At 60.4% G+C, this 24,869-nt stretch carries 24 protein-coding genes; 11 read left to right on the top strand and 13 right to left on the bottom strand.

From position 1 onward, the window contains the following. The 8 genes from zapE to J2X66_RS24785 all read right to left on the bottom strand — a co-directional run bounded on the left by zapE (nt 1) and on the right by J2X66_RS24785 (nt 7,919). Entirely contained in the window at nt 1–1,131 is a 1,131-nt protein-coding gene (zapE, locus tag J2X66_RS24820; protein WP_310269838.1) for a cell division protein ZapE, read from the bottom strand. Nucleotides 1,132–1,316: 185 nt separating this feature from the next. After that, nucleotides 1,317–2,363, bottom strand: coding sequence for an ABC transporter substrate-binding protein (locus J2X66_RS24815; protein WP_310269835.1), 1,047 nt, complete (start codon nt 2,361–2,363; stop codon nt 1,317–1,319). 18 nt (nt 2,364–2,381) lie between these two features. Next, the gene (locus J2X66_RS24810; RefSeq protein ID WP_310269832.1) at nt 2,382–3,497 is read right to left on the bottom strand and encodes an FAD-dependent oxidoreductase; all 1,116 of its coding nucleotides are present in this window, start codon (nt 3,495–3,497) and stop codon (nt 2,382–2,384) included. Then, complete coding sequence (locus J2X66_RS24805) at nt 3,494–4,849, bottom strand: FAD/NAD(P)-binding oxidoreductase (RefSeq protein ID WP_310269829.1); 1,356 nt, start codon at nt 4,847–4,849, stop codon at nt 3,494–3,496. Before J2X66_RS24805 ends, J2X66_RS24810 begins: the two co-directional genes overlap by 4 nt. An 85-nt stretch (nt 4,850–4,934) precedes the next feature. Continuing rightward, nucleotides 4,935–5,225, bottom strand: a complete 291-nt coding sequence (locus tag J2X66_RS24800) for a (2Fe-2S)-binding protein (protein ID WP_310269826.1) — start codon at nt 5,223–5,225, stop codon at nt 4,935–4,937. 7 nt (nt 5,226–5,232) lie between these two features. Beyond that, nucleotides 5,233–6,027 carry an ABC transporter permease gene (locus J2X66_RS24795; RefSeq protein WP_027925045.1) on the bottom strand — a complete coding sequence of 265 codons (795 nt, stop codon included), beginning with the start codon at nt 6,025–6,027 and terminating at the stop codon, nt 5,233–5,235. Nucleotides 6,028–6,033: 6 nt separating this feature from the next. Then, nucleotides 6,034–6,903 carry an ABC transporter permease gene (locus J2X66_RS24790; protein WP_310269823.1) on the bottom strand — a complete coding sequence of 290 codons (870 nt, stop codon included), beginning with the start codon at nt 6,901–6,903 and terminating at the stop codon, nt 6,034–6,036. Then, on the bottom strand, nt 6,900–7,919 hold the full coding sequence (locus J2X66_RS24785) for an ABC transporter ATP-binding protein (protein ID WP_027925047.1): 1,020 nt from the start codon (nt 7,917–7,919) through the stop codon (nt 6,900–6,902). Before J2X66_RS24785 ends, J2X66_RS24790 begins: the two co-directional genes overlap by 4 nt. A 242-nt stretch (nt 7,920–8,161) precedes the next feature. Between J2X66_RS24785 and J2X66_RS24780 the strand changes: the two genes are divergently transcribed. After that, nucleotides 8,162–8,998 (top strand): IclR family transcriptional regulator, encoded by an 837-nt coding sequence (locus J2X66_RS24780; protein ID WP_027925048.1) that lies wholly within the window; start codon nt 8,162–8,164, stop codon nt 8,996–8,998. Nucleotides 8,999–9,072: 74 nt separating this feature from the next. On the opposite strand, the gene J2X66_RS24775 is transcribed toward J2X66_RS24780, so the two are convergent. Together J2X66_RS24775 and J2X66_RS24770 are read right to left on the bottom strand one after the other, a co-directional pair. Then, nucleotides 9,073–9,825 (bottom strand): anti-sigma factor, encoded by a 753-nt coding sequence (locus J2X66_RS24775; protein WP_310269817.1) that lies wholly within the window; start codon nt 9,823–9,825, stop codon nt 9,073–9,075. Then, nucleotides 9,822–10,328, bottom strand: coding sequence for an RNA polymerase sigma factor (locus tag J2X66_RS24770; protein WP_027925050.1), 507 nt, complete (start codon nt 10,326–10,328; stop codon nt 9,822–9,824). Before J2X66_RS24770 ends, J2X66_RS24775 begins: the two co-directional genes overlap by 4 nt. A gap of 268 nt (nt 10,329–10,596) precedes the next feature. On the opposite strand from J2X66_RS24770, the gene J2X66_RS24765 reads away from it, so the two are divergent. From J2X66_RS24765 to J2X66_RS24745, 5 genes are all read left to right on the top strand, one after another. Continuing rightward, nucleotides 10,597–12,198 carry an amino acid adenylation domain-containing protein gene (locus J2X66_RS24765; RefSeq protein WP_405046803.1) on the top strand — a complete coding sequence of 534 codons (1,602 nt, stop codon included), beginning with the start codon at nt 10,597–10,599 and terminating at the stop codon, nt 12,196–12,198. After that, nucleotides 12,195–13,520 (top strand): hypothetical protein, encoded by a 1,326-nt coding sequence (locus J2X66_RS24760; RefSeq protein WP_310269812.1) that lies wholly within the window; start codon nt 12,195–12,197, stop codon nt 13,518–13,520. Before J2X66_RS24765 ends, J2X66_RS24760 begins: the two co-directional genes overlap by 4 nt. A 48-nt stretch (nt 13,521–13,568) precedes the next feature. Next, entirely contained in the window at nt 13,569–14,333 is a 765-nt protein-coding gene (locus tag J2X66_RS24755; protein ID WP_310269810.1) for an enoyl-CoA hydratase-related protein, read from the top strand. Nucleotides 14,334–14,455: 122 nt separating this feature from the next. Beyond that, nucleotides 14,456–15,550, top strand: coding sequence for a catalase family peroxidase (locus J2X66_RS24750; protein ID WP_310269807.1), 1,095 nt, complete (start codon nt 14,456–14,458; stop codon nt 15,548–15,550). Continuing rightward, on the top strand, nt 15,547–16,092 hold the full coding sequence (locus J2X66_RS24745) for a cytochrome b (RefSeq protein ID WP_310269804.1): 546 nt from the start codon (nt 15,547–15,549) through the stop codon (nt 16,090–16,092). The genes J2X66_RS24750 and J2X66_RS24745 overlap by 4 nt, the downstream gene beginning before the upstream one ends. 52 nt (nt 16,093–16,144) lie before the next feature. Here J2X66_RS24745 and J2X66_RS24740 read toward each other — a convergent pair whose 3' ends face one another. The 3 genes from J2X66_RS24740 to J2X66_RS24730 all read right to left on the bottom strand — a co-directional run bounded on the left by J2X66_RS24740 (nt 16,145) and on the right by J2X66_RS24730 (nt 19,817). After that, nucleotides 16,145–17,296, bottom strand: coding sequence for a M14-type cytosolic carboxypeptidase (locus tag J2X66_RS24740; protein ID WP_310269801.1), 1,152 nt, complete (start codon nt 17,294–17,296; stop codon nt 16,145–16,147). Nucleotides 17,297–17,383: 87 nt separating this feature from the next. Continuing rightward, complete coding sequence (locus tag J2X66_RS24735) at nt 17,384–17,761, bottom strand: cupin domain-containing protein (RefSeq protein ID WP_310269798.1); 378 nt, start codon at nt 17,759–17,761, stop codon at nt 17,384–17,386. A gap of 19 nt (nt 17,762–17,780) precedes the next feature. Continuing rightward, nucleotides 17,781–19,817 (bottom strand): NADH:flavin oxidoreductase, encoded by a 2,037-nt coding sequence (locus tag J2X66_RS24730; RefSeq protein ID WP_310269795.1) that lies wholly within the window; start codon nt 19,815–19,817, stop codon nt 17,781–17,783. A gap of 135 nt (nt 19,818–19,952) precedes the next feature. Here J2X66_RS24730 and J2X66_RS24725 point away from each other — a divergent pair, with 135 nt between their 5' ends. The 5 genes from J2X66_RS24725 to J2X66_RS24705 all read left to right on the top strand — a co-directional run bounded on the left by J2X66_RS24725 (nt 19,953) and on the right by J2X66_RS24705 (nt 24,626). After that, complete coding sequence (locus tag J2X66_RS24725) at nt 19,953–20,612, top strand: TetR/AcrR family transcriptional regulator (protein WP_032833623.1); 660 nt, start codon at nt 19,953–19,955, stop codon at nt 20,610–20,612. Nucleotides 20,613–20,644: 32 nt separating this feature from the next. Continuing rightward, entirely contained in the window at nt 20,645–21,484 is an 840-nt protein-coding gene (locus J2X66_RS24720; RefSeq protein WP_310269792.1) for a pyrroline-5-carboxylate reductase dimerization domain-containing protein, read from the top strand. Between the two features lie 41 nt (nt 21,485–21,525). Further along, nucleotides 21,526–22,527, top strand: a complete 1,002-nt coding sequence (locus J2X66_RS24715; protein ID WP_310269789.1) for an ABC transporter substrate-binding protein — start codon at nt 21,526–21,528, stop codon at nt 22,525–22,527. Nucleotides 22,528–22,681: 154 nt separating this feature from the next. After that, a complete protein-coding gene (locus tag J2X66_RS24710) occupies nt 22,682–23,545 on the top strand; it encodes an ABC transporter permease (RefSeq protein WP_371258955.1) in 864 nt (287 codons plus the stop codon). Beyond that, a complete protein-coding gene (locus J2X66_RS24705) occupies nt 23,535–24,626 on the top strand; it encodes a glycine betaine/L-proline ABC transporter ATP-binding protein (RefSeq protein WP_310269786.1) in 1,092 nt (363 codons plus the stop codon). The genes J2X66_RS24710 and J2X66_RS24705 overlap by 11 nt, the downstream gene beginning before the upstream one ends. The last annotated feature ends 243 nt before the right edge of the window (nt 24,627–24,869 follow it).

Raw genomic sequence — 24,869 nt, 5'->3', positions numbered from 1 at the left:
TCAGGCCGGTGCGCGCACTTCCAGCAACTGGCCCAAGCGGCTGCGCGTACGCGCCAGGTCGATGGCATCGCCGCCCAGGCTTTCGCGCAACGATTGCTGGCCGAGCAGTGTCAGGTGTTTGTCCTGATCGTATAGAACGTCGATCAGGTTGATAAACCGCTGCTGCGCGGCAATCGAACAGTCGGCGAGGTTGGGCAGGTCGTCGATGATCCAGTGATCAAAACGCCGGCACAGCTCCAGATAATCCATGACCGCCGTGGGGTGTTCGCACAGATCGCCAAAGGTGAACCCGATGGTCCGCTCCTCGCAATGCCGCGCTTGAAGGTGCCGGGTGCCGACCGCCAATTGCAGCGGCGGGGTGACGCGTTGGGGCAGGTTCAACGCCCGTCGTTGCGCCACGCTGCCCGGCCAGACATACCGGCCTTGGGTAAACACCTGCTGCGCATGGGTTCTGACCTGACTGCGGTAGTCATGCGGGCCACCGACTTCCATCACTTGCATGCGAGCGTGGATCAGGTCGATGACCGGCTTGAAACGTGCGTGGTAGAGGGGGTTGGGCAGCAAACCTTCCGGCGGATAATTGGACGTCACCAGCAGCAGGATGCCGCGACGAAACAGCGCCTTGAACAGCCGCGTGATGAGCATCGCGTCGCCGATGTCATGGACGTGAAACTCGTCGAAACACAGCACCCGGCAATCGCTCAGCAATTCATCGAGGGTGAAGGCCAGCGCATCGGGCTGATCGCGGTGGGTGAACATGCCCTGATGCAAGCGGGCAAAGAACTCGTGGAAGTGCAGTCGCTGTTTTTCCTCGACCGCAATCGCCTGGAAAAAACCGTCGAGCAACCAGCTCTTGCCGCGACCGACTGCGCCATGCAAATAGAGACCGGGAAGCGTTTTTGTCGACGCGCCAAGCAGCGCCGTGGCGTGTTGCGCCATGCAGTGGATCACTCGCTGCTGGCTGAGACTGAGGGTATAGCCTTGGGCATGGGCTTTCTGGCGCAAGTAATCGTGGACGGCTTTACCCGCCGCCGTGCCGCTGGCAGGGGCGGCAAGCGCCTTGCCGAAAAGGCTGCGCAAGGAGGGCAAGCGTGGAGTCAGTCGCGAACGGTTGGGCAGTCGAGCGGCCATTGTCATGTCACCCCGAAGTCGTCAGCCGGCTCCCCGAGCAGCGGCGGCGTAGTGTAACCAGATGGGTAATTGCCCATCCAGTCATGTCGACGGACGAAACGGATTAAACGCGTGATGCCTGAAATGCTAGGGTTCCTGTGGCGAGGGAGCAAGCTCCCTCGCCACAGGAACCCTCCGTCAGTTATCTAGCGTTCAATGCTGCGATTCCAGCGCGCGTTCCACGCCGGGCGCTGTTCGTTGACCTGGTCCCAATCGATGGCAATCGCTGTTTCCAGGTACTGCTTCATCGCCTCGACCTGGCCGCGCGTTTTGTCGGTGGTCGGGGTGTTCGGGTTGGACGGGATCTGGTCGCCGTCTTCAAGTGCGGCGGCTTGCGCTTCAGGCGTCAGCAAGAACGCGGCGAGTTTTTGTGCCAGTTCCGGCTGGGTGTTGTTGGCGATGGCGCACTCGGCAACGTTGAGCACCACGGCGCCTTCCTTCGGTTGCGCGTACTCGACCGACATGCCTTTGAGCTTCAGCGCGGTGACTTGAGTCGGGGTCAACGGGAACAGCGCGGCTTCGTCGGTCTGAAGCATTTCGGAAATTTTCGCCGAGCTCGGAATGTATTCCAGCACGTTGCGCCCGACGGTGTTCGGCCAGGCCTTGAAGCCCGGCTCGACGTCGGTTTCGCTGCCGCCCTGAATGCGGTTGAACATCAGGAAACCGTGCAGGCCGAAGGTCGACGAGGCCATCGACTGGAACACCAGTTTGTCCTTGAAACGCGGGTCGGCCATGTCCATCCACGACGTCGGCGCACTCCAGCCTTTTTCCTTGAACAACCGGGTGTTGTACGCCAGCCCGGTGACGCCGAGGCTCACTGCCACGGCCTGGTCCTTGATTCGGCCCTTGGCCGGAATCTGCGCCAGGGTCGGGCTGTCCTCAAGCTTGTCGCACAGGCCCATGGCGATGGCGCGGTACATGATGCCGTCGTCGAGGAACATCACGTGCAACTGCGGGTTGCCTTTGCTGGCCTGGACCTTGGCCAGGATGTCGGCGGAGGTGCCCGGCACAATGACTACTTTGACGTTGTTGGCTTTTTCGAAAACCGGCAACACCTTGTCGGCGTACAGCCGCTCCATGGTCCCGCCGTTCATGCCCAGGTAAAGCGTCGGTTCGGCATGAGCCTGGGTCACCGTGAACAGGACGCTCAGGCATGAAAATCCGAGCAGTGCAGTGCGTTTGAAATGATTCATTGGCGCGACCTTCCTCTATCAAGCTACGGAAATGGAGTGAAACCGGGTGATGGAAAATGCATCCAGCGACGTCGACGGGGCGCCGTTGCAGATGATCTCGGTGAGCGCCTGGCCCACCGCCGGCCCGATCTGGAAACCCGCGCCGGCAAAGCCGAACGCGTGCAACAGACCGGGTTGGGTGCTGCTGTGGCCGATCACCGGTTGGCGGTCGGGCAGATAACCTTCGGTGCCGCTCCAGGTGCGAATCGCCTGGGCGCCTTCAAGAAACGGATAGAGCTCGACGGCCTGGCGCAGGATTTCGATCACCGCCTGCTGGCCGGGGCGTGCGCGGGCCGCGTCGAGGGCAAAGCCCTGGCCACCGCCGAGCACGCAATTGCCGCGAGCGACCTGACGGGCATAAATGCCGCCGCCTTCGACGCCGGTGCTGGCGTTCATCACCAGTGGCAACGGCTCGGTGACCAGCATCGCCGGGTGCCCGGCGTGCATGGGCACTGCTTCGCCGAATTGTTCGGCGAGGCGGCCGGCCCAGGCGCCGGCGCAGTTCAGCAGCCATGGCGCGTGCAGTTCCAGACCGTTTTGGGCGCTGACCCGAAAGCATTGGCCGTCGTACTCCACCGCAGTGACGGCGCACTGTTCATGCACCTGTGCGCCGTGGCGCCGCGCGGCTTGGGCGAAGGCGGGGGAGACCAGTCGCGGGTTGGCGTGACCGTCGTCGGGGCAATACGAAGCACCCACGGCGACGTCGCCGACCCAGGGAAAACGTACGCGCAATTCAGCGCGATCCAGTAGCTGCAAATCGAGGCCGAAACCCTGGCTGCTGGCGGCGTAATCCTGCAACGCACGCAAGTCGTCGAGGCTGCGTGCGAGCTTCAAATGACCGCTGCGTTGATATTCACCGTCAATGCCAATCAACTGTGGCAGTTGCCCCCATATCTCGTGAGCCCGGTGCGACAAGGGTAATTGCGACAGCGGCCGACCCTGACGCCGCACGCCGCCATAGTTCACGCCGCTGGAATGCGAACCGCAAAAGTCCCGCTCCAGCAACGCCACGCGACGTCCGGCCTTGCTGAGAAACAGGGCAGCCGAGGCACCGACAATGCCGCCGCCGACGATGATGGCGTCGACTTCAATCACGATTCGATCTCCAGGCCAAACGGCAGCGGCTTGACCGGCGCCTGTGCGCGCAGCCGCCCGATTTGCGACACGGCGCGCTGGCTCTCGCAGGCAATGATTTCCGCCGTGGCCGCGCCGCACATCCGCCCCTGGCAACGGCCCATACCTGCGCGGCAATGGGCTTTGACCCGGTTGATTTCCCAGTGGCCCTCGCGCACAACCTGACGGATGTCACCGGCGCGCACTTCTTCGCAGCGACAGATCATCACCTCGTCAGCGGTTTGGGCTGCCCAGTTTTCGGGGAAGATGAAGGCCTGTTCCAGCCCTTTGCGAAAGGTGTTTATCCGGGTGAGCGATTGCTCCAATTGGACGCAGCGCTGCGAGGCAATCGGGTAGCCGCTGTCTTCGAGCACGGCCAGCGCGGCCCGTTCACCGGCCATTTCTGCAGCATCGGCGCCCATGATCCCGGCGCCGTCACCGGCCAGATAAACCTCGGCGACGCTGCTGCGCCCGGCGCTGTCACGTTGCGGTAACCAGGCGCGGTTGAGCGGGTTCCAGGCAAATTCGCAGCCGAGCAAATCGGCGAGTTGGGTTTCGCTGCGCAAGCCATGGGCGAAGGCGACGGCGTCGCATGCCATTTGATGTTCGCCCTTTGCGTCGGACCAGTTCAGCGACCGCACGCGGTGTTCGCCCTCGATGCGTTGCAAGGTGGCGCCCTGATGCACCGGGATGCCGTGAGCGCTCAGCCAGCTGCGGTAATAAATGCCTTTAGCCAGCGTGGCCGGTTGCGAGAGCAGGCCGGGCAGGGCGCGGACCTGGGCACTGAACGGCGAACTGTCGAGTACCGCGACCACCTTCGCACCGGCCTTGGCGTATTGGTACGCGACCAGGTACAGCAACGGGCCGCTGCCGACGAACACCACGCGTTCACCGATGGCGCAGCCCTGGAATTTCAGGGCGATCTGCGCGGCGCCGAGGCTGTAGACGCCTGGCACCGTCCAGCCTTGCACCGGCAGGATACGGTCGGTGGCGCCCGTGGCAACAATCACGCGGGAGAACTCAATGCGTGCGGCGCGGCTTTCATGCAGCGTGTCGAGTGCATCCGTTTCGGCGTTCCACACCAGGGTGTCGGGCCGATAGTCGAGCTGTTCGCGCAGTGTATCGAGGGTCTGATGCAGCGCCTTGGCCTTGCGTGCTTCGAAGCCATACAGCTTGACCGCCGAGCGCTTGAAGTTGGCCGGCTGACGCCGATAAATCTGCCCGCCACCGCACGCGGCCTCATCCAGCAACACCGGGCGAACGCCATGTGCCACCAGCGTGTGCGCCGCCCGAATCCCGGCGGGGCCGGCGCCGATGATAACGATGGGCTTCATACCCGCCACCCTTCAGCCAACCGCCACAAAACCCCTGTGGGAGCAAGCCTGCGGGGGATTCGGTTGCGGCAGATAGACACGGTGTTCATAGCGAGCGCCCCGGTTCGCGGGTGATGTGGTGGTCGGTTTCAAGCAGCGTCGAGCACGCGCGGACGCGTCGGCCGTCGCCCAGGCGGACCCAGCAGTCCTGGCATGCGCCCATCAGGCAAAACCCGGCGCGGGGTTCGGCGCTGAAGTCGCTGCCGCGCAAATGGTCGCTGCAGGTCAGCACCGCCGTCAGCACGGTGTCGCCGAGCAGGGCGCTGGCCGGTTGGCCGTCGAGGGTAAAGTTCACGGCCGGGCGGTCGCCCTCGGCCAGTCGTTTCAGCAAAGCCATGGCGCCCTCATTGTTTTCCCACCAGCACCCGATCAAGGCCGTAGACCCGATCAAGCAGAATCATCGTCAGCGCGGTCAGCGCGATCACCAGGGCCGACACTGCCGCCATCATTGGATCGATGGATTCGGTGGCGTACACGTACATGCGCACCGGCAGGGTTTGCGTGGCCGGCGAGGTAACGAAAATCGACAGCGTGACCTCGTCAAAGCTGTTGATGAACGCCAGCAACCAGCCCCCTGCAACGCCCGGCAGAATCATCGGCAGGGTGATTTCCCGGAACAGCGTGAAGCGCCCGGCACCGAGCGATTGCGCGGCATGCTCGGCACTGCGGTCCAGGCCAATGGCCGACGCCAGCACCAGTCGCAGCACGTACGGCGTGATCACCAGCACGTGGGCGAAAATCAGCCAGGCGAAGCTGCCGTTGACCCCCATCAGCGCAAACAGACGCAGCAAGGCAACGCCCAGCACCAGGTGCGGAATGATGATCGGCGACAGGAACAGACCGTTGAAGAAGTCCCGTCCGGGAAACTCGAAACGGGTGATCGCCAACGCCGCTGGCACTGCAATCAGGGTCGCCAGGCTGGCGGCGCAAAACGCCAGGATCAAACTGTTGTAGAACGCATCGACAAAGTCGGCGCGCTCGAACACCGCGCGGAACCAGCGCAGGGAAAACTCGGTGGTCGGCAGGCTCAGGGTGTTTTCCGGAGTGAACGCGACGAGGCAGACCACCACCAGCGGCGCAAGCATGAACAGCACCACCAGGGCATGAAACAGCAGGGCGAAAGGACCGTTCTTGGACATGACGAGTTATCCCAATGACTTCTTGTAGCGGCCTTCGATCATCCGGTTCCACGACAGCATGATCAGCAGGTTGAGCACCAACAGCGCTACAGCGATCGCCGCGCCCATCGGCCAGTTCAGCTCCGACAGGTACTGGTCGTAGATCAGCGTGGCGACCATTTTCAGGCGACGCCCGCCCAGCAAGCCGGGGATCGCAAATGAGCTGGCGGCGAGGCCGAACACGATCAAGGTGCCGGACAGAACGCCAGGCATGATCTGCGGCAGAATCACCTGGCGCATCACCGTGAAGTGACTGGCGCCGAGAGACATCGCGGCTTGTTCAGCGGCCGGGTCGAGTTTCTGCAGCGAGGTCCAGACCGGAATGATCATGAACGGCAGCATCACGTGGACCAGCGCAATCACCACCGCAAACGGCGTATACAACAGCTTCATCGGCGAACCGCCGAAGGCTTGCAGGGTTTGATTGACCAGGCCGTCGGCGCCGAGCAACAGGCTCCAGCCGAACGCGCGCACCACCACCGAAATCAGCAGCGGCGTGAGGATCAGGATCAGAAAGATCGAACGCCACGGCGCGCCCATGCGGCTGAGGATGTAAGCCTCGGGCACGCCGATCACCACGCACAGCAGGGTGGTCAGGGCGCTGATCCACAGCGTGCGCAGAAAGATTTCGTAGAAATACGGATCGCCCAGCAGGCTGCTGTAGTGACTGAGGGTGTAGGCGTCGCCCTTGATCCCCGAGCTGTAGTCGAAGACGTTGAATGACAACACCAGCGTCAGCAGCAGCGGGATGGCCAACAGGCTGATGTACAACGCCAGGGCCGGTGCCGACAACAAATAGCCCTGACGCCCCTGGCGAACGGCGGCCAACGTACTCATGCCGACACCTCGTCGACCGTCAGCACCCGCAGCAACTTTGCATCCCAGTCGAGGCCGACCGCCGTGCCTTCGTTCAACGGCGTCGAACCGTCGTTGCGGCGCACCACGCTGATGTCGCCCAAGGCCGTGGAGACGCCGTACAACCACTGGCTGCCGAGGAAGAAACGGCTGGCGATCTTGCCTTGCAGACGCCCGTGATCTTGTTCGCGCAGATCGATTTTTTCCGGGCGCAGGCTCAGGGTCAGGTCGCCGCCACTGCGCACCTGCACCACGCCGGCACTGTCACGCTCGCCGGGCAGCAGGTTGGCTTTGCCGACGAAGCCGGAAATGAACTCGGTGCGCGGATGTTCGTAGAGGGTGTAAGGCGCGTCGATTTGCGTGATGCGCCCGGCCTGCATCACCACCACGCGGTCGCTGATGGACAGGGCTTCGGATTGGTCGTGGGTGACCATCAACGTGGTGATCCCGACTTCGCGCTGGATTCGGCGGATTTCGAACTGCATCTCTTCGCGCAGATTGGCATCGAGGTTGGACAGTGGTTCGTCGAGCAGCAGTACCGGCGGCTCGATCACCAACGCCCGGGCCAATGCAACACGCTGGCGCTGACCACCGGAAAGTTCGCGGGGATAGCGCTCGGCATGTTGATCCAGGCGCACCAGTTTCAGCACCCGGGCCACGCGTTGCTGCAACTCGGCGGCAGGCACTTTGCGCATTCGCAGGCCGAAGGCGACGTTGTCCTTGACGGTCATGTGCGGGAACAGCGCGTAACTCTGGAACACCACGCCCAGTCCACGGCTGGCGGGTTTGGCGTGGGTGATGTCGCGCCCGTCGAGCAGGATGCGACCGCTGGTGACTTCGACGAAGCCGGCGATCATTTGCAGGGTGGTGGTTTTGCCGCACCCGGACGGCCCAAGCAGGGACACGAACTCGCCTTTCTCTACCGAGAGGTTAGTGGCGACGACGGCGTCGATCTCACCGTAACGTTTGCCGAGTCCTTCAAGTTGCACAAAAGCCATGACTGCGCTCCACCTGAGATTGTTATGCGTCACCCGAAGGCGCGCTTTTTTGTATGGGCAGATACGAAAAGGTCTTGCGGGGTGCGTTGGCGCTCGACTGGAGTCGGCTGCCGCTGTTGTTCGAATCGCCCCGGTGGACGCAGATTAGGACGAAGACTAGGATGGGCTCAATGGCCTATTTCACTGAAGCGATGACTATTTTCGATTTCATTCAGTGAGTAAATTTATTGTCGAGAAACCACATGTCAGATTCCACTGAGCGGAATGAAAACAAAAATGAAGTCGGTGTCGGTGCGGTCTCCCGATTGTTTGCAGTGCTGCGCAGCCTCGGCGACACGGTCGAGGGCGGGGAGCGCGTGACACAACTGGCGCAGCGCATCGGCTTGTCGCAACCGACCACGCACCGTTTGTTGCGCAGCCTGATGGACGAGGGCATGGTCGAGCAGGATGTGCGCAGCAAACGTTATCGCCTGAGCCTGGATTTTTTTGCCTTGGCGGCGCGAGCGGGCAATACCGGCAACCTGCGTGAACTGGTGCGGCCGTCGTTGCTGCGGCTCTCGGCGTCGTTGGGGGATTCTTTGTTTTTACTGGCGCGCAGCGGTTTTGACGCGATCTGCCTGGACCGCAGCGAAGGGCCGTTTCCGATCCGCACGTTCACCGGCGATATCGGCGGGCGCGTGGCGTTGGGCGTGGGCCAGGGCAGCCTGGCGATTCTGGCGTTCCTGCCGGAGGAGGAGCGCGATACGGTGATCCACTACAACTTGCCGCGACTCAAGGATTTCCATTTGTACGACGAAGTGTTCCTGCGCTCGGAGGTCGAGAACGTGCGCGCGCTGGGGTATGCGGGGCGCAACACCGGTGTGCTGCAAGGCATGGCCGGGGTGGCGGTGCCGATTCTGGATCGAGAGGGGCGGGCGGTGGCGGCGTTGAGTGTGGCGACGGTGAGTGACCGGCTGGGGCCGGATCGATTGCCGACGGTGGTGGAAATGCTCAAGCGCGAAGCGGCGATGATCGGGCCGCGGATCAATCCGTTTGATCCGCTGCTGCGACGGCCTTCGCAGGTGTTTGGGCAGGGCTGAACACATTCTTCAGATCATCGCTGAACCCCTGTGGGAGCGAGCAAGCTCGCTCCCACATTTGATCAGCGGTGTGGTCAGAACTGCTCCGTTTGCTTGAGCATCTGCGCCGTCGGCGTGTCGCTCGGGCTGACCATCGCGTAGTTGTAGCCGCTGCCGGACCAATATTCGGCCTGCAACTCGCCATCGCTGCGACTGCCTCGAGGCAGGAAAATGTTTTTCGGCCCCGGTGGGCGCACGTAGAAGCTGATCTTGTGCCCGCCCTGATCCTCGTAAACCACCATCGCCGCTGGCCCTTGCTCAGTGCTGAGCAAACGGCCGCTGACCGGTTTGAAGCCTGCGCTCGACAGGTCCGGCAGGCGATTGGCGCGGGTGAAATAACGGTCGAGCCAGCCCTGCATGTCGCCATCGTCGCTGACTGTGTAGTCGGCCGGGAGAATGCCCTGCTGGGCGATCAGCCGGTAAGCCTGCAGCGCATCGGTCATCGGCAGCGGGGGACTGGGCAGGGTCATTTGACGCGCTTGCCAGCCGCTCAACCCACCGACGCTGACGGCAATCAACAGCACCGCTGCGCTTGCCAGATGACGACGCGACTGGCGTTTGAGGCGCTGGCGAATCAGCGCCGGGTCGAGGTCCGGGTTGGCGGTGTCGTGCAGGGCGCCGCTCAGGGCTGCGCGCAGTTGTTGGGCGTCGTTCTGCCAGGCGCGCACTTGCGCGGCCGTTTCCGGGTGGCTGGCCAGATACGTTTCCACCAGACGTCGGTCGGCGTCGTTGAGTTGGTGATCGACGTAGGCGTGCAGGTCACGCTCGCTCGGGGGCATGCTGATCATTTGAGTATCCGCAAAGATGGGCTGATGATTTCGCCGTCGCTGAGCTGGCGCAAGGCCTGGCGGGCGCGGGACAGGCGGGACATCACGGTGCCGGTGGGGACGTCGAGAATCTCGGCGACCTCTTTATAACTCAAACCTTCCACCGACACCCAGAGCAGCAAGGCGCGCTGTTCGGTGGTGAGCCGGTCGAAGGCTTGCAGCGTCGATTGAGCAATCACCGTGCGTTCAACCGAAGGCTGTGCGTCGTCACGCCCGGTAAAGAATTCGAGCATCCGCGCATAGCGCCGGGAACGGCGGTGGGCATCCAGAAACTGCCGGTACAGTATCGAAAACAGCCAGGCGCGCAAGTCGCCTTCGGGGCGTTTGTCCGCCCAACTCGACAGCGCTCGCTCCAGGCTCGACTGCACCAGATCGTCGGCGCTGCTGGGATTGCGCGTCAGCGACACGGCGAATCGCCGGAGCCTGGGAATGATTTCTCTGAGTTGTTCGTCGATATCGTTCATGGGGAAGGACGGATTCTGAGTCAGTGAAGGGCGGCAGTGACAAGGAAGACGCCGCCTGAAGCAGGTTATTCCCTCTGCCCTAAAAGAAAATCCCACAGCCTACTTTTTGTAGGACTTTTCCTGATTGGTTGTAATCCATGTAACGACGTCAAGCGTCGTGGCTCAACCCTCGTAACCAGCGCAAGCGGCATTCCGTCCAGCCAGTCAATCGGCTCGGCGCACCCGTCCGGTCTTGAGCTTGAACATTGAGCCCGATGAGATTTTTGACATGCAAGAGCACGCAATCACCCTCAAACCCGCAGAGGCCTGTTCGCCGATGCCTGCGCCAGCTGTGGATCATGACCTTTGGCAGACATTGGGCCGTGGGCCGACGGTCAAGCCCGAGTTCTCCTTGATTCATCACGCAATCGAAGCGCAAGCCGTGACCCATCCACAAGGTATTGCGGCCCTTTGGCAAGGTGAATCCATCACCTACAACGAATTGAACAGGCAGGCCAATCGACTGGCGGCGGTGTTGATCGGCCAGGGCATCAAACCCGCTGATCACGTTGCCCTGTTCGTGGAACGCTCGATCCCCATGCTGGTGGGCATGTTGGCGGTATTGAAGGCGGGCGCGGCCTACATTCCCCAGCACGTGGGGATCACCCCCGCGACACAATTGCGCCACATCATGGAGGTTGCCGCCACGCGTCTTGTGCTGACGCTGTCGAACCTCGAGTCGCAGATTCCCCTGACAGCGGCGCAGCACTGCATTTGCCTTGATGCGTTCATGGCCGTCCCGACCACCTCAGCGGACGAATTGAACGTGGCCGTTACGCCGTCAACGACACCGGATCAACTGTGCTTCCTGTTGTTCACCTCCGGCACCACCGGGCAGCCCAACGGGGTTCGGGTTACCCACCGCAATGTCTGCAATATTCTGCTGACGGAACCGGGCAACCTCGGCATAAAGCCTGGGCTCAAGGTCGGGCAGATTCTGAACATCGCCTTCGATATGGCCGCGTGGGAGATCCTCGGTTGCCTGGCCCATGGCGCGACGTTGATGATCCGGGGCAGAGACATTGCTCAGACCGCCGAGCAATGCAATGTGCTGATTGCCACGCCGTCGATTCTCGGCACACTCGATCCCGCACGTTGCCAACAGGCCAAGGTCGTGGCCGTTGCCGGCGAGCCGTGCCCCCAGTCACTGGCCGATCGCTGGTCGTCGTTTTGCACGTTTTACAATGCCTGCGGCCCGACCGAGACCACCATCGTCAATACCATGCAGCGGTATCAGGCCGGAAGTCCCCTGACCATCGGCAAACCCACGCCCAATAACACGGTGTACGTACTCGATGAAGACGGTCGACCGTGTGCCATTGGGGTGCAAGGGGAAATGTGGGCGGGCGGGGATTGCGTCACGGCGGGTTACCTGGGGAATGCTGCGCTCACCGCCGAACGTTATCGACCCGATCCCTTTCTGGGTCAGGACCGGATGATGTTTCGGACTCGCGACCTGGGGCGCTGGACGGCGGAGGGCGAGCTCGAACACTTGGGGCGCGTCGATGATCAGGTCAAGGTGCGGGGGTTTCGGGTCGAACTCGACAGTGTGTCGGCGGTGCTGGAGTCGTGCGACGCCTGCGAGCGAGCGGTTACGCTGAAACTCGACAGTCGTCATCTGGTGGCCTTCGTCAGCCCGGTGTCCACTGATATCGAGGCGGCACGACGTCGCTGCGAGGCGCGCCTCGCCTACTATTGTGTCCCTTCGTTGATCATCGCTGTGGACCACATTCCCCTGACTTCACGGGGTAAAGTCGACAAGCGACTGCTGTTGGCCCAGGCGCAACAGGCCAGCCTCGATGCCAACGCTGTATCGAAGGTGAACGCATGAGCGCCGCCAGCGGTTTACCCGCCAAGCGTGCGCTGTGGCGACGCCTTGGAACGCTGTCGTTGTTTTCCCATTACAACCGTCTTGTGGCACTGGTCCTGATACTCAATGGTGTCGCGCTGGCGCACGGGTTGAGCGCCGGGCAATGGTGGACATCCTCTGGTGTGGCCCTGGAAACACTGGCGGGACTGGTCGTGGCGAATCTGTCGATGGCGATTTTGATTCGCCAGCAATACGTCATCAATCTGCTGTTCTGGCTGGCCACCCGGGCCCCCACCCATTGGCCATTGATGATTCGTCGCTCATTGGCCAAGGTCTATCACTTGGGGGGCCTGCACAGTGGCGGAGCCTTGGCCGCCATGGGTTGGTTCGTGGCATTGCTGGGCTCAATGGGATGGCATTGGATTGACGGCAGAGGCGGCGTTTCGACAGCGCTGCTTTGGGTCAATGCAGCGTTGCTGGGGGTGTTGCTGCTGGTGGCGACCATGGCGCATCCCTGGATTCGTTCGCGTTTCCACAATGGGTTCGAGCGAACTCACCGCTTCGGTGGCTGGGCCGCACTTGTCATGTTTTGGGGCTCGACCCTTTTGTTTGCTCGTGATCAGAACCCGCAAGTGCCGCTGCAAGAGGTGCTGGCCACCTCGGTGCCCTTCTGGATGCTGATGGTGCTGACGTTCAGCATCGCGTTGCCATGGTTGCGTTTGCGCAAAGTGCCGGTGCAGTTACTCAGGACGTCATCCCACGCCGTCATTGCCCGGTTCGGGCATGTCACGCCGTTTGCCGGTTCGTCCAACGCCATCAGTCTCAACCCGCTGTTGGAGTGGCATTCGTTTGCCAACATTCCCACGCCGGGGCAGGCCGGTTTTCGACTGATCATTTCCCGGGCCGGGGACTGGACCGGCGAATTCATCGAGCAAATGCCGACTCACGTCTGGGTCAAAGGCATTACCACCGCCGGCGTGGCGCACATCGAAACCCTGTTCAAGTCAGTGGTGTATGTCGCAACCGGAAGCGGTATCGGCCCGGTGCTGCCTCATCTGCTCGCAAGGCAAGTGCCGATCCATCTGATCTGGTCGACCCGCAACCCACGAAAAACCTACGGTGATGAGTTAGTAGAGGAGATTCTTCAGGCCCAGCCCGACGCCTTGATCTGGGACACCGATGTGCTCGGCAAGCCCGATCTGGTGCAACTGGCCTATGACGCGGTTCAAGCGTTCGGTGCAGAGGCCGTGATCTGCATTTCCAACCAGACACTGACTCAGCGAGTGGTCGAGGAAATGGAGAGTCGGGGCATTCCAGCCTACGGCGCGATCTGGGATTCCTGAGGTGGGCGCTGGCTATTAACCCTTCAACTATTTTTCAAAGAGGTCACCATGCACACATTGATCGAACGTCATGATCGAGTCGTCTTGATTCGTCTGAACCGCCCGCAAGCCCGGAACGCCCTGAGCGATGAGGTCATGCGCGAATTGCTGGACACCCTGCAACGGTTGGATCGGGATCCAGGGGTGGGGTGTTTCGTCCTGACCGGTACCGTGGACTATTTCGCGGCCGGTGCCGATATCAGAGAGATGAGCCAAAAGTCCTATCTGGACATGGTCCACGAGGATTATTTTGCCGGGTGGGAAGCCTTTGCCACGCTACGTACCCCCACGCTGGCCGCGGTCGCCGGTTATGCGTTTGGTGGCGGCTGCGAGTTGGCGATGATGTGCGACGTGATCTTTGCTGCCGATACGGCGCGATTTGCTCAACCGGAAATCAAACTGGGTGTAATGCCCGGCATGGGCGCTACCCAGCGTCTCACGCACCTGATCGGAAAATCGAAAGCCATGGACATGATCCTCACCGGTCGCGCGATGTCTGCCCAGGAGGCCGAACGGGCAGGGCTGGTGTCGAGAGTCATTGCCGCCGCCGACCTGATGGAAGAATCCCTGGCGGCGGCGCAGACCATTGCCGGTTTCGCCAAAACCGCCACTATGGCAGCGCGCGAAGCGGTTGATCGCGCGCTGGAGCACGGGTTACGCGAAGGCCTGCTGCACGAGAGAAGGGCGTTCCATGGGTTGTTTGCAACCCCAGGGCAAAAAGAAGGCATGCAGGCTTTTCTCGATAAACGTGAGGCGTGTTTTAACCCTGCCTGATGGGGTTTGAGTATTCGTCGCTCGCGCCGCTTTGAAAGAAACTACAGTTCAGGGGGAATAATCCTACGTGACGTTCGTCTCATAGCTCCTTCCCCCTGTGGCCGATGGCCCTGGAGTCTTTCATGGTTGATCGCTCAACACCGCCAACCGGGCCCATCCGGCCACCGCTGAGTGGCGCAAGCCTGACGTTACGCCTGACCGGCATTGCCGTGGTGGTCGCTGCGTTGGCCGGGGCCTTTGCCTACGTCAACGGCACCTTTGATCCACAACGTCTGACGCCGAAAAAACTGATCAATGTGCTGGAAACCAACAACGGCATACACCCGGGTTTCCGGCGCAATCACGCCAAAGGCGTATGCGTGATCGGCCATTTCGAAAGCAGCAGTGAAGCGCGCAATTATTCCAGTGCCCAGGTGTTCAGCGAAGCACAGACTCCGGTGGTCGGGCGGTTCGCATTGCCCGCGGGTAATCCTTACGCGCCTGACAGCGCCGTACCGATTCGCAGCATGGCGTTGCGCTTCACCCAGGCCAACGGCCAGCAGTGGCGCACCGGGATGAACAGCATGCCGGTGTTCCCGGTGGGCACGCCTGAAGCGTTCTATCAATTGCAGCAAGCCCAGTCGCCGCTTCCCGCCACGGGTAAACCTGATCCGGCGGCGGTCCCGGCATTCTTCGGCTCCCATCCGGAAGCGGCGCCGTTCCTGGCCTGGATCAAAACCGCCAAGCCGTCGGCCAGTTATGCGACCGAGACGTACAACAGCGTCAACGCGTTCTACCTGGTGAATGCGGCCGGTCAACGCCAGGCAGTGCGTTGGAACATGGTGCCGGTGGCACAGGATGCGGCGGGCGCCACAGCACCCGAAGGCAGCGATTTTCTGGAGAAAGACCTGGTTCAGCGCTTGTCGGCCGGACCGTTGCGTTGGCAGTTGATGATCACGCTGGCGAACCCGGGGGATCCGGTCAACGACGCCAGCAAGGCCTGGCCCGACGGTCGCAAAGTGCTGAACGCCGGCACCTTGGTCCTTGAACGCACCCAGCCGCAGCTCAATGGCGAATGCCGCGACATCAACTACGACCCGCTCGTGTTGCCCAGCGGTATCGAAGGTTCCGACGACCCGTTGCTCGCGGCTCGTTCAGCCGGTTATGCCAGTTCCTACTTGCGCCGCACCAGTGAAGTCAGTCAGTTGCCCGCCGCTAAACAGGAGGCTCAACAATGAGCGCCCAACCGAACCATTTCGCGCCATTGGCGCGGCTGCTGCATTGGCTGATGGCGCTGATGATCATTGCGATGCTGTTTATCGGTGCGGGGATGGTGGCCTCGGTGTCCGAGCGCCATGAGTGGTTGATCCATCTGCACAAACCGTTGGGCATTGCGATTCTGCTGCTGGTGATCGTGCGTTTGTTCGTGCGCTTTTCCACCCGACAGCCGCCGTTGCCGGCCGATTTGCCGAGCTGGCAGTCGCTGGCGGCCAAGGCCTCGCACGTCTTGCTGTATGCCTTGATGTTCGTGTTGCCGTTGCTCGGTTGGGCAATGATTTCGGCGGCGGGTGACCCGGTGATGATCAGCAGCTCGATTCAGTTGCCATCGATCCTGCCGGCCAATGCGCAGGTGTTTGCGTTTTTGCGCAAGGCGCATGGGTATCTGGCGTATTTGCTGTTTTTGACCGTGCTGCTGCATTTGGCGGCGGCGTTGTTTCACGGCTGGGTGCGGCGCGATGATGTGCTGGACAGCATGTTGCGGGGCAAGGATCGCAGCTGATCCGTTGTAGCGGCTGGCGCAGGTTGCGCTAGCCGCTACATGAACTGGGTGATCAGCGCAGGGTGTCGATCATGTCGGCGACGGTGGTCAGCACGTCTTTACCCAATTGCTTGGAGCGTTTTCCGGACCAGCCTGTCAGCGCATTCGGCGCATCGTCGTTGTCCTTGAACGGCATCTCCAGGGTCAACGACAGGCAATCGAATTTCTGACCGACGCTGTTGCAGGCCAGGGTCATGTTGGCTTTTCCCGGCTCGTCGCGGGTGTAGCCGTGCTTGGTCTGGAAATCCTTGGTCAGGTGTTTCAGATGGCTGCGGAAATGCTCTTCGAGTTTTTCGATACGTGGTGTAAAGCCCGGGTTGCCTTCGCAGCCAGCGGTGAACACGTACGGGATTTCTTCATCGCCATGGACGTCGAGGAACAGGTCGACGCCATATTTTTCCATCTGCTGTTGCGCGAACAGCACTTCCGGGCTGATCTCCTGGCTGGCGCTCTGCCAGGCACGGTTCAGGTCCTGGCCCATGGCGTTGGTGCGCAGGTGACCGTGGAAGGCGCCGTCCGGGTTCATGTTCGGGATCAGGTACAGGTCGGCGCTGGCCAGCAGTTTGTTCAACACCGGGTCGTCGTGCTTTTCCAGGCGCTCGATCACGCCTTCCATGAACCATTCGGCCATGTGTTCGCCAGGGTGTTGCTGAGCGATCATCCAGACCTTGCGCCGGCCTTCGGCACCGGTACCTTTGCGCAACAACTGAATGTCGCGCCCTTCAACACTCTTGCCGGTCGCCAGCAGCTCGGTGCCGGCCTTGGTCAGTGCCTGTTCGATCAGCCAGTCATGACGGCCACGGCTGTAAGGTTCGAAATAGGCGAACCAGGCGTGGGTGGCGGTGGCTTCGAGGCTGAAGCGCAGGCAGTCGCCTTCGAAGATAGTCGGTACGCGGAACCAGTTGACGTGGTCGTACGACGCAACAGCCTGATAACCGTCCCAGGCCTTGTTGTACGAGGACTTGCTGGCGTTGTTCAGGCGAAACCAGTGCTCCTGACCGACGTGCAGACCGCTGGCCTTGAAGTGGAACCATTGAAAATGCGGGCTGCGGGTGTCAGGTTTGATGGCCAGCAGCGCTTGAAGCGGGTTGCTGATATCCAGCACTTCAATGTTGCCGCTGTCGAAGTTTGCACTGATGTCGAAGGAAGATTTGGCCACGGTCATAGTCGGTTCCTGAATATGATTTTATGGCGGTTACTTTACACGCTCGAAAGTGATTAGGCGGATGGAAAATCGCCAATCGTGAACCCTTTATCGGCGCGTATAAATCACCATCAGGATGGCGCCCTGCATCGAGCCTGCACTGTGTGCCGCGTTCGGGGCGCGGCAACAGTAATCGCCGACGTTCAGTGTGCGGTCCTGGTCGTAGAAGGAGCCTTGCAAGACGAACAGTTGTTCCAGCTCGCCTTCATGGGTATGACTGGCGACCTGGGCGCCAGGGTCGACTTTCATCAGCATGGTTTTTTCGCCGCGTTCGCTGTCCTCGAACAGCGGCTTGATCCAGAAGCCTTCAGCCTTCGTCGGCATCCAGTCATCCATCGAGGATGAATAATAAAGAGAGCCTTCAACCGGCCCCTGGATGCCGTTTTTCCCGGCAATTTCCCACGAAGGTGTTTCATCGCCTGGCATGTTTTTCACCTGGGTTGGTTTACAAGTCCTTTACCAGTCGCAAGGCATCGTAGATCGCGGCGTGGGTGTTGCGCGCAGCCACGGCATCGCCAATGCGAAACAACTGGAATTTGCCATCCGGGTTGGTCACCACCTGTTGTGGGTTGCCAACGATCAGGTCCTGATGTTCGATCACACCGCCGTTGCTGGAGGCGGATTTCAATTCGAAATACAGTTCGTCCAGCGGTCGGGTGCCGTGGTTGACCACCACTTGATCGACGCGTCGGACCTTGCGCGCACTGCCGTAATCGCTGTCGATCGTGGCCAGCAGATCCTGACCCTCTCGCTCGACTGCGAGCAGCCTGAAGGTGACGGTGAAGGTGGTATCCAACGCTTGCAGCGAGCGCATGTACGGCACCAGATTCATCGCCATGACTTCCGGCGCGAAGGTCCGGTCCGGCGTCATGATTTCGACTTTTGCGCCACTTCTGGCGATGAATTCGGCAGCTTGCAGCGCCGCATGATCACCGGCGTCGTCGAACAGCAGGACATTGCGCCCGGGTTTCACATCCCCGGCAATAATGTCCCAGGTGGAGACCACCAACTCATTGCCTGCCGAGAGAATTTCAGTATGGGGCAGGCCGCCGGTGGCGATGATCACCACGTCCGGGTTTTCGTCGTGGACGGTGCTGGCCTCGGCCCAGGTATTGAAACGAAAACTGACGCCACGTGCCAGGCACTGGGCCATGCGCCACTCGACGATGCTGATCATTTCCCGTCGGCGTTCCGATTGCGCGGTGAGCCGAACCTGACCTCCGGCCTGGTTGGCGGCTTCGAATACCACCACTTCATGGCCGCGTTCCGCCGCCACTCGCGCCGCTTCCAGCCCGCCGACACCGGCCCCGACAATCACAATCTTGCGTTTGCTCGCCGCCTTGGGAATGTCATGGGGCATGCTGGTTTCACGACCGGTGGCCGGGTTGTGAATGCAGTAGGCCGCGCCGCCCTGATAGATCCGGTCCAGGCAATAGTTGGCGCCGACACAGGGGCGAATATCGTCTTCGCGACCTTCGATAATCTTGCGCACGATATGCGGATCGGTCATGTGCGCGCGGGTCATGCCCACCATGTCGATCTTGCCCGAGGCGATGGCATGGCGGGCGGTGGCCACGTCTGGAATCTTCGCCGCGTGAAAGGTGGGGAAGTCGGTGGCGGCGCGAATTTCTCCCGCGAAGTCCAGATGCGGTGAATTGCGCATGCCCTGGATCGGAATCAGGTCGGTCAAACCCGCGTCGGTGTCGATGTGGCCGCGGACAACATTGAGAAAGTCCACCATGCCGCTGTCTTTCAAGCGCCTGGAGATGTCCAGCCCATCCGCCGCGGTCAGCCCGCCGGGCATCAATTCATCGCCGGTATAACGCACGCCGACGATGAACTCGTGGCCGACGCGCTGGCGAATGGCGCTGAGGATGTCGAAGGTAAAGCGCAGCCGGTTGTCGATGGAGCCGCCGTAGGGGGCATCGAGGTGGTTGGTCAGTGGCGACCAGAATTGATCCATCAGGTGCCCATAGGCTTGCAGCTCGATGCCGTCCAGACCTGCAAACTTCATCCGTTCGGCGGCGTCGGCATAGTCCTTGATGATGCGTTCCACATCCCAGTCTTCCATCTTCTTCGGGAAGGAGCGATGGGAGGCTTCACGCTCGAACGAGGGTGACACCACGGGCAGCCAGTCGCCCTTGTCCCAGCGCGTGCGCCGGCCCAGGTGCGTCAACTGGATCATGACGGCCGCGCCATGTTCGTGGCAGGCGTCACTCAGGTCGCGCATCCAGCCGACCACCTCGTCCTTGTAGGCCAGGATGTTGTTGAACACCGGCGGGCTGTCCCGGGAAACCGCAGCGGAGCCTGCGGTCATGGTCAAGGCCACGCCGGCCTTCGCCCGTTCCACGTGGTAGGCGCGATAGAGTTCCTTGGGCATGCCGTCCACGGGATAAGCCGGTTCGTGGGCGGTGGTCATGATGCGATTTCGTAAGGTCAGGTGCTTCAACTGATAGGGCTGGAGGAGCGGATCATTCAGCATCGTCAAGACTCTCCGAAAGCGGGCAAGGACCTGCGTTGAAATTACGTTAGGGTGAAATGTACACCTGTGTCAATACTATGGACACAGGTGTACATTTTGCTTGCGTGGTGTTGTGTGAGCGGCTAGGATCGAGCCATGAACGAACAAACCAAAGCAGTAGAAACCGGCTGGAGAGGGTCCCTGGAAGGGTGGCTCGATGCAGCCTATGAAAGCCTGACCGAGTGCGGAGTCGACACGGTGCGGGTGATGCCGCTGGCCAAAAAGCTGGGGTTGTCGAGAACCAGCTTTTACTGGTTTTTCAAGGATCGCGAAGAGCTGCTCGCTGCTTTGATCGAGCGCTGGCGGGTGAAGAACACCGGTAATCTGGTCGCCCAGACCGAGTGTTATGCCGAGAGCATTGCCGAAGCGATGCTGAATGTTTTCGACTGTTGGTTGAACCCCGATCTGTTCGATTCACAGTTCGAATTTGCCATGCGCAGTTGGGCCTTGCAGTCCGCTGAAGTGTCCGAGCATATCCGCGTGGCCGACATTGCCCGCCGCGAAGCCTTGATCCGGATGTTCATGCGCTTCGACTACACCTACGAGGGGGCCGATGTACGGGCCCGCACGATTTACCTGACACAGATTGGCTACATCAGCACCAACACCCGAGAGGATATCGGGGAACGAATGCGGCGGATTCCCGAGTACGTGAAGATCTTCACCGGCCAGGAACCCCTGGAGCGTGAATTGAAACGCTTCTACTCCCGCCATGGGTATGTGATGGATGAGGTTTCATCGTCTACCCAGGACTGATCGCAACGTCTGACTGACGAAGGCAGGTTCACATGTACGAAGAACCCACGATAGGCATTATCGGTGGATCGGGATGGCTTGGCCGTTCGATTGCCCTGGCAATGCTCGACAAGGCATTTGTTCAGCCCGGGGCTTTGGTGCTTTCGAACCGCAGTGCGAGCAACCCGCTGACGAGTGCCAAGTGGTCACAGGTGACGGTAACGAGCGACAACCAGGAGTTGGTGGAGCGCTGCGAGGTGGTCATCGTGTCCGTGCGTCCCGAGCAGTTTGCCGAGGTAGAAATCTTCGCTGAAAACCGGCTGGTGATTTCCTTGATGGCAGGCGTTTCTCTGGAAGATGTGGTGCAGCGTACCGGCAGTCGGCAGGTGATTCGCGCCATGGCGAATGCCGCTGCCGAAATCGGCAAATCTTATACGCCCTGGCTGGCGACTCAACAGGTCAGCGAAGAGCAAAAAGCGTTCGCCCAGTGCTTGTTCGAAACCTTTGGTGGGGCCGATGAAGTCTTCAGCGAAAGGCATTTGAACTACCTGACGGCGTTGGTGGGTACAGGGCCTGCTTACCCGGCATTGTTGGCTCGCAGCCTGTTTCAGCATGCCGTGAGCAGCGGTTTGCCACCGGCAATCGCCCAGCGCGCTTCCCATGCAGTGGTGGTGCAAGCCAGTCAGTTGATTGGCGATGGGCGCTCCGTCGACGAACTCTTGCAGACGCTCATCAATTATCGCGGGGTCACGGCGGCGGGTCTCGACGCCATGCTCGCCAGCGGATTCGATAAAACAATAAAAGCAGGTCTGGATTCAGCGGCCTCGGTCGCCAGTTGCATGAATCTCTTTGCCCATTCTGCTGACACGAAAGAAGGTCCAATGACGCGGTAGTTGGCCCTCCTTAACTCTGGCCGCAATCGAGGTTAGCGTTTATGAATTTAAAGTCTTTCTCGAAAACGGGACTTGCACTCGGCATCGTCGCCTTCAGCGGTTGGGTGTCTGCGTCCGAGTGTGGTGATGTGACGATTGCCAACATGAACTGGCAATCGGCTGAAGTCATGGCCAACGTCGACAAGCTGATTCTCAATGCGGGTTACGGTTGCAATGCCGATCTGGTCACCGGGGATACGGTTCCGACCATCACCTCCATGGTCGAGAAGGGCCGGCCTGACATCGCCCCCGAAGGCTGGATCGACCTGGTTCCGGAAGTCGCCAGGAGCGGCATTCAAAGCGGCAACCTGATCCAGGCGGCGAACTCGCTATCCGACGGCGGCTCGCAAGGCTGGTGGATACCGAAGTACCTCGCCGACGCCCATCCGGACATCAAAAGCTTCGAGGATGTGAAAAAGCATCCCGAACTGTTCCCGGCCCCCGACGACAAGAAAAAAGGCGCGATCTACAACGGTCCGCAAGGTTGGGGCGGCACCGTGGTCACCAGTCAGTTCTATAAGGCATACGGCTTCGAGAAGGCAGGTTTCGTGCTGGTGGATACCGGTTCCGCTGCGGCGCTGGATGGCTCCATCGCCAAAGCCTACGAGCGCAAGGCGCCTTGGCTGGGGTTTTACTGGGAGCCGACCGCTTTATTGGGCAAGTACCCGATGGTGAAGCTGGACAATGGCCATCCGGTAGACGCGGCGGAGTGGAAACGTTGCAATACCGTCGCCGACTGTCCTGATCCCAAACCGAATGGCTGGCCGATTGATCGGGTCTACACCCTCACCACCAAAACCTTCGCCGCTCGCTCGCCAACGGTCATGGCGTACCTGAACAAGCGCGCCTGGTCCAACGAGACGGTAAACAAACTGATTGCCTGGATGACCGACAACCAGGCCACCGGTGAGGAAGGCGCCAAGTATTTCCTGAAAAACAACGAAGCGCTTTGGACTAAATGGGTCACCGCTGAAGCGAGCGGCAAGATCAAGGCCGCGCTTTAATCCGCAGGGGTCGATGCAGCTCGCCCGTTCGCGCTGCATTCAACCTCGCGCACCGATAACAATAAAAACACCCACGTATTGAAACGACCTGCCCGCTTTCTACGGTCTTCTACAAAAGGGGAATGTCATGGAGTGGTTACTCAGCTTTCCACACATGGAGGACGAAAGACTCCGGGCCTTGAAAAAGGCTATCGATGGCGCCTTTCGTAACTTCACCAGCACTTACGGCGACAGCTTTGAAGCCTTTTTCCAGCCGTTGCAGGTTTTCCTCAATCAGTCCGAAAGGTTCATGACCACGACGCCATGGCCGATCATTATTGTGCTGGTCGCCTTGATTGCCTGGTTCGCCAGCCGCAGTTGGAGAATTGTCCTGGGTTGCGTGTTCACACTGATGGCCATCGGTTATCTGGACATGTGGTCTGACACGATGAAGACCCTGTCGATGATCTTTGTCTGCACAGTGATATCCATCGTCATCGGCTTGCCGACCGGGATCGCGATGGCCCGTTCCAACCGTCTGCAGAACCTTGTCAGCCCGGTGCTGGACGTGATGCAGACCCTGCCGAGCTTTGTCTATTTGATTCCAGTGGTGATGTTGCTGGGGATTGGCAAGGTCGCGGGGCTGATTGCGGTTGTGATCTACGCCTTGCCGCCGATGATCCGCTTGACCAACCTCGGCATCCGTCACGTTGACGCCGAGATGCTGGAGTGCGCCGACGCCTTTGGCTCATCCAGTTGGCAGAAACTGAAAAACGTCCAGTTACCCTTGGCGTTGCCCTCGATCATGGCCGGTATCAACCAGACGATCATGATGGCGCTGGCCATGGTGGTCATCGCGTCGATGATCGGGGTTCAAGGCTTGGGCCAACCGGTGCTCAAGGCTATTTCCAATCAATATTTCACCCTGGGCATTTTTAACGGGCTGGCCATTGTCGGTATTGCAGTGATCTTCGACCGAGTCAGCCAAGCCTATGGCCGAAGACTGCAAAAGCATTTGGAGAGGGTTCATGGCCACTGATCTGACCAACGATTTCGGCATCGAAATCAGGCATCTCTACAAGATCTTCGGTTACCAGGCGCAGGCCAGTATCGAGCGGGTCAAACAGGGCATGAGCAAGGCTGAACTGTTGAGTCATCACAGTCATGTGCTGGGGTTGAAGGACATCAATATCAGCATGCCGTCCGGGGGGATTCAGGTGATCATGGGGCTGTCCGGTTCGGGCAAGTCGACCTTGATCCGCCATATCAACCGATTGATCGAACCCACCGCCGGCGAAGTTATCGTGGGTGGCGTGGATGTGCTCAAAATGAGCCCGACTGATTTGCGAGCGTTTCGCCGACATAAAATTTCCATGGTGTTTCAGAAGTTCGCGCTGCTGCCAAATCGCACCGTGCTCGACAATGCCGTGTATGGGCTGGAGATTCAGGGCATGTCCCGGGACAGGCAAGTAGAAATCGCCACAGGCTGGTTGGACCGGGTAGGGCTCCAGGGTTACGCGAGTCACTATCCCAATCAACTGTCCGGAGGCATGCAGCAGCGCGTCGGCCTTGCCCGGGCATTGGCCAGTGATGCGCCTATTCTGTTGATGGATGAAGCGTTCTCGGCCCTGGATCCGCTGATCCGCATGGACATGCAGTCGGTGCTGCTGGACCTGCAAAAAGAGATCAAGAAGACCATCGTGTTCATTACCCATGATCTTGATGAGGCACTGCGCATTGGTGATCGCATCGCGATCTTGCGTGACGGTGAGGTGGTGCAACAAGGCACCCGACAGGAAATCGTCATGACGCCTGCCGATGATTACATTGCCAACTTCGTCAAAGAAGTGAATCGGGGACGGGTAATCGGGGTCGAGGCAATCATGCGGCCCATTGTTCAGGTCAAAGGCGGAGCGACGCTGACCGTACCCATGGGGACGTCATTGGAGTCGGCGGTCAAAAGACTGGTTGAGGCAGGGTTCGATGAATTGGTGGTCACTGATAGCCAGGGTCAGCCGGTAGGGCAGTTGGCGCTGAAGTCGATCATCGCGACGATGGTCACCTCGGCAGTGAGTGAAGAATCGCAGGTCATTCAGCCAAGAGTAAAGTCGAAAGCGTGACGGCTTGCCGAAGTAAAACCGAGGGGAATTGCGGGGTGCTGAGGGGGCGTCTTCCATGACGCCGACGCAGCTTAGAGGCTGTGCGATTGATTCTCAAGTGCTATTTTTACAATCGTTTGGCCCAATGAAGCCGGGCTTCTCTTGCCAACCGATATTCTTTTGATATTATCCGCGCCATCGAATTTGCAGCCCCCAAAGACTTCATTAGCCTGAAGGTAAAAGCCAGAATAACTGGCAAAAAAA

It is taken from the genome of Pseudomonas sp. 3296 (genome assembly GCF_031456615.1).
GTDB classification, from domain to species: Bacteria; Pseudomonadota; Gammaproteobacteria; order Pseudomonadales; family Pseudomonadaceae; genus Aquipseudomonas; species Aquipseudomonas mucoides.
Note: the sequence above shows the minus strand (reverse complement) of the source record. Positions and strands in the feature narration are given on the sequence as shown.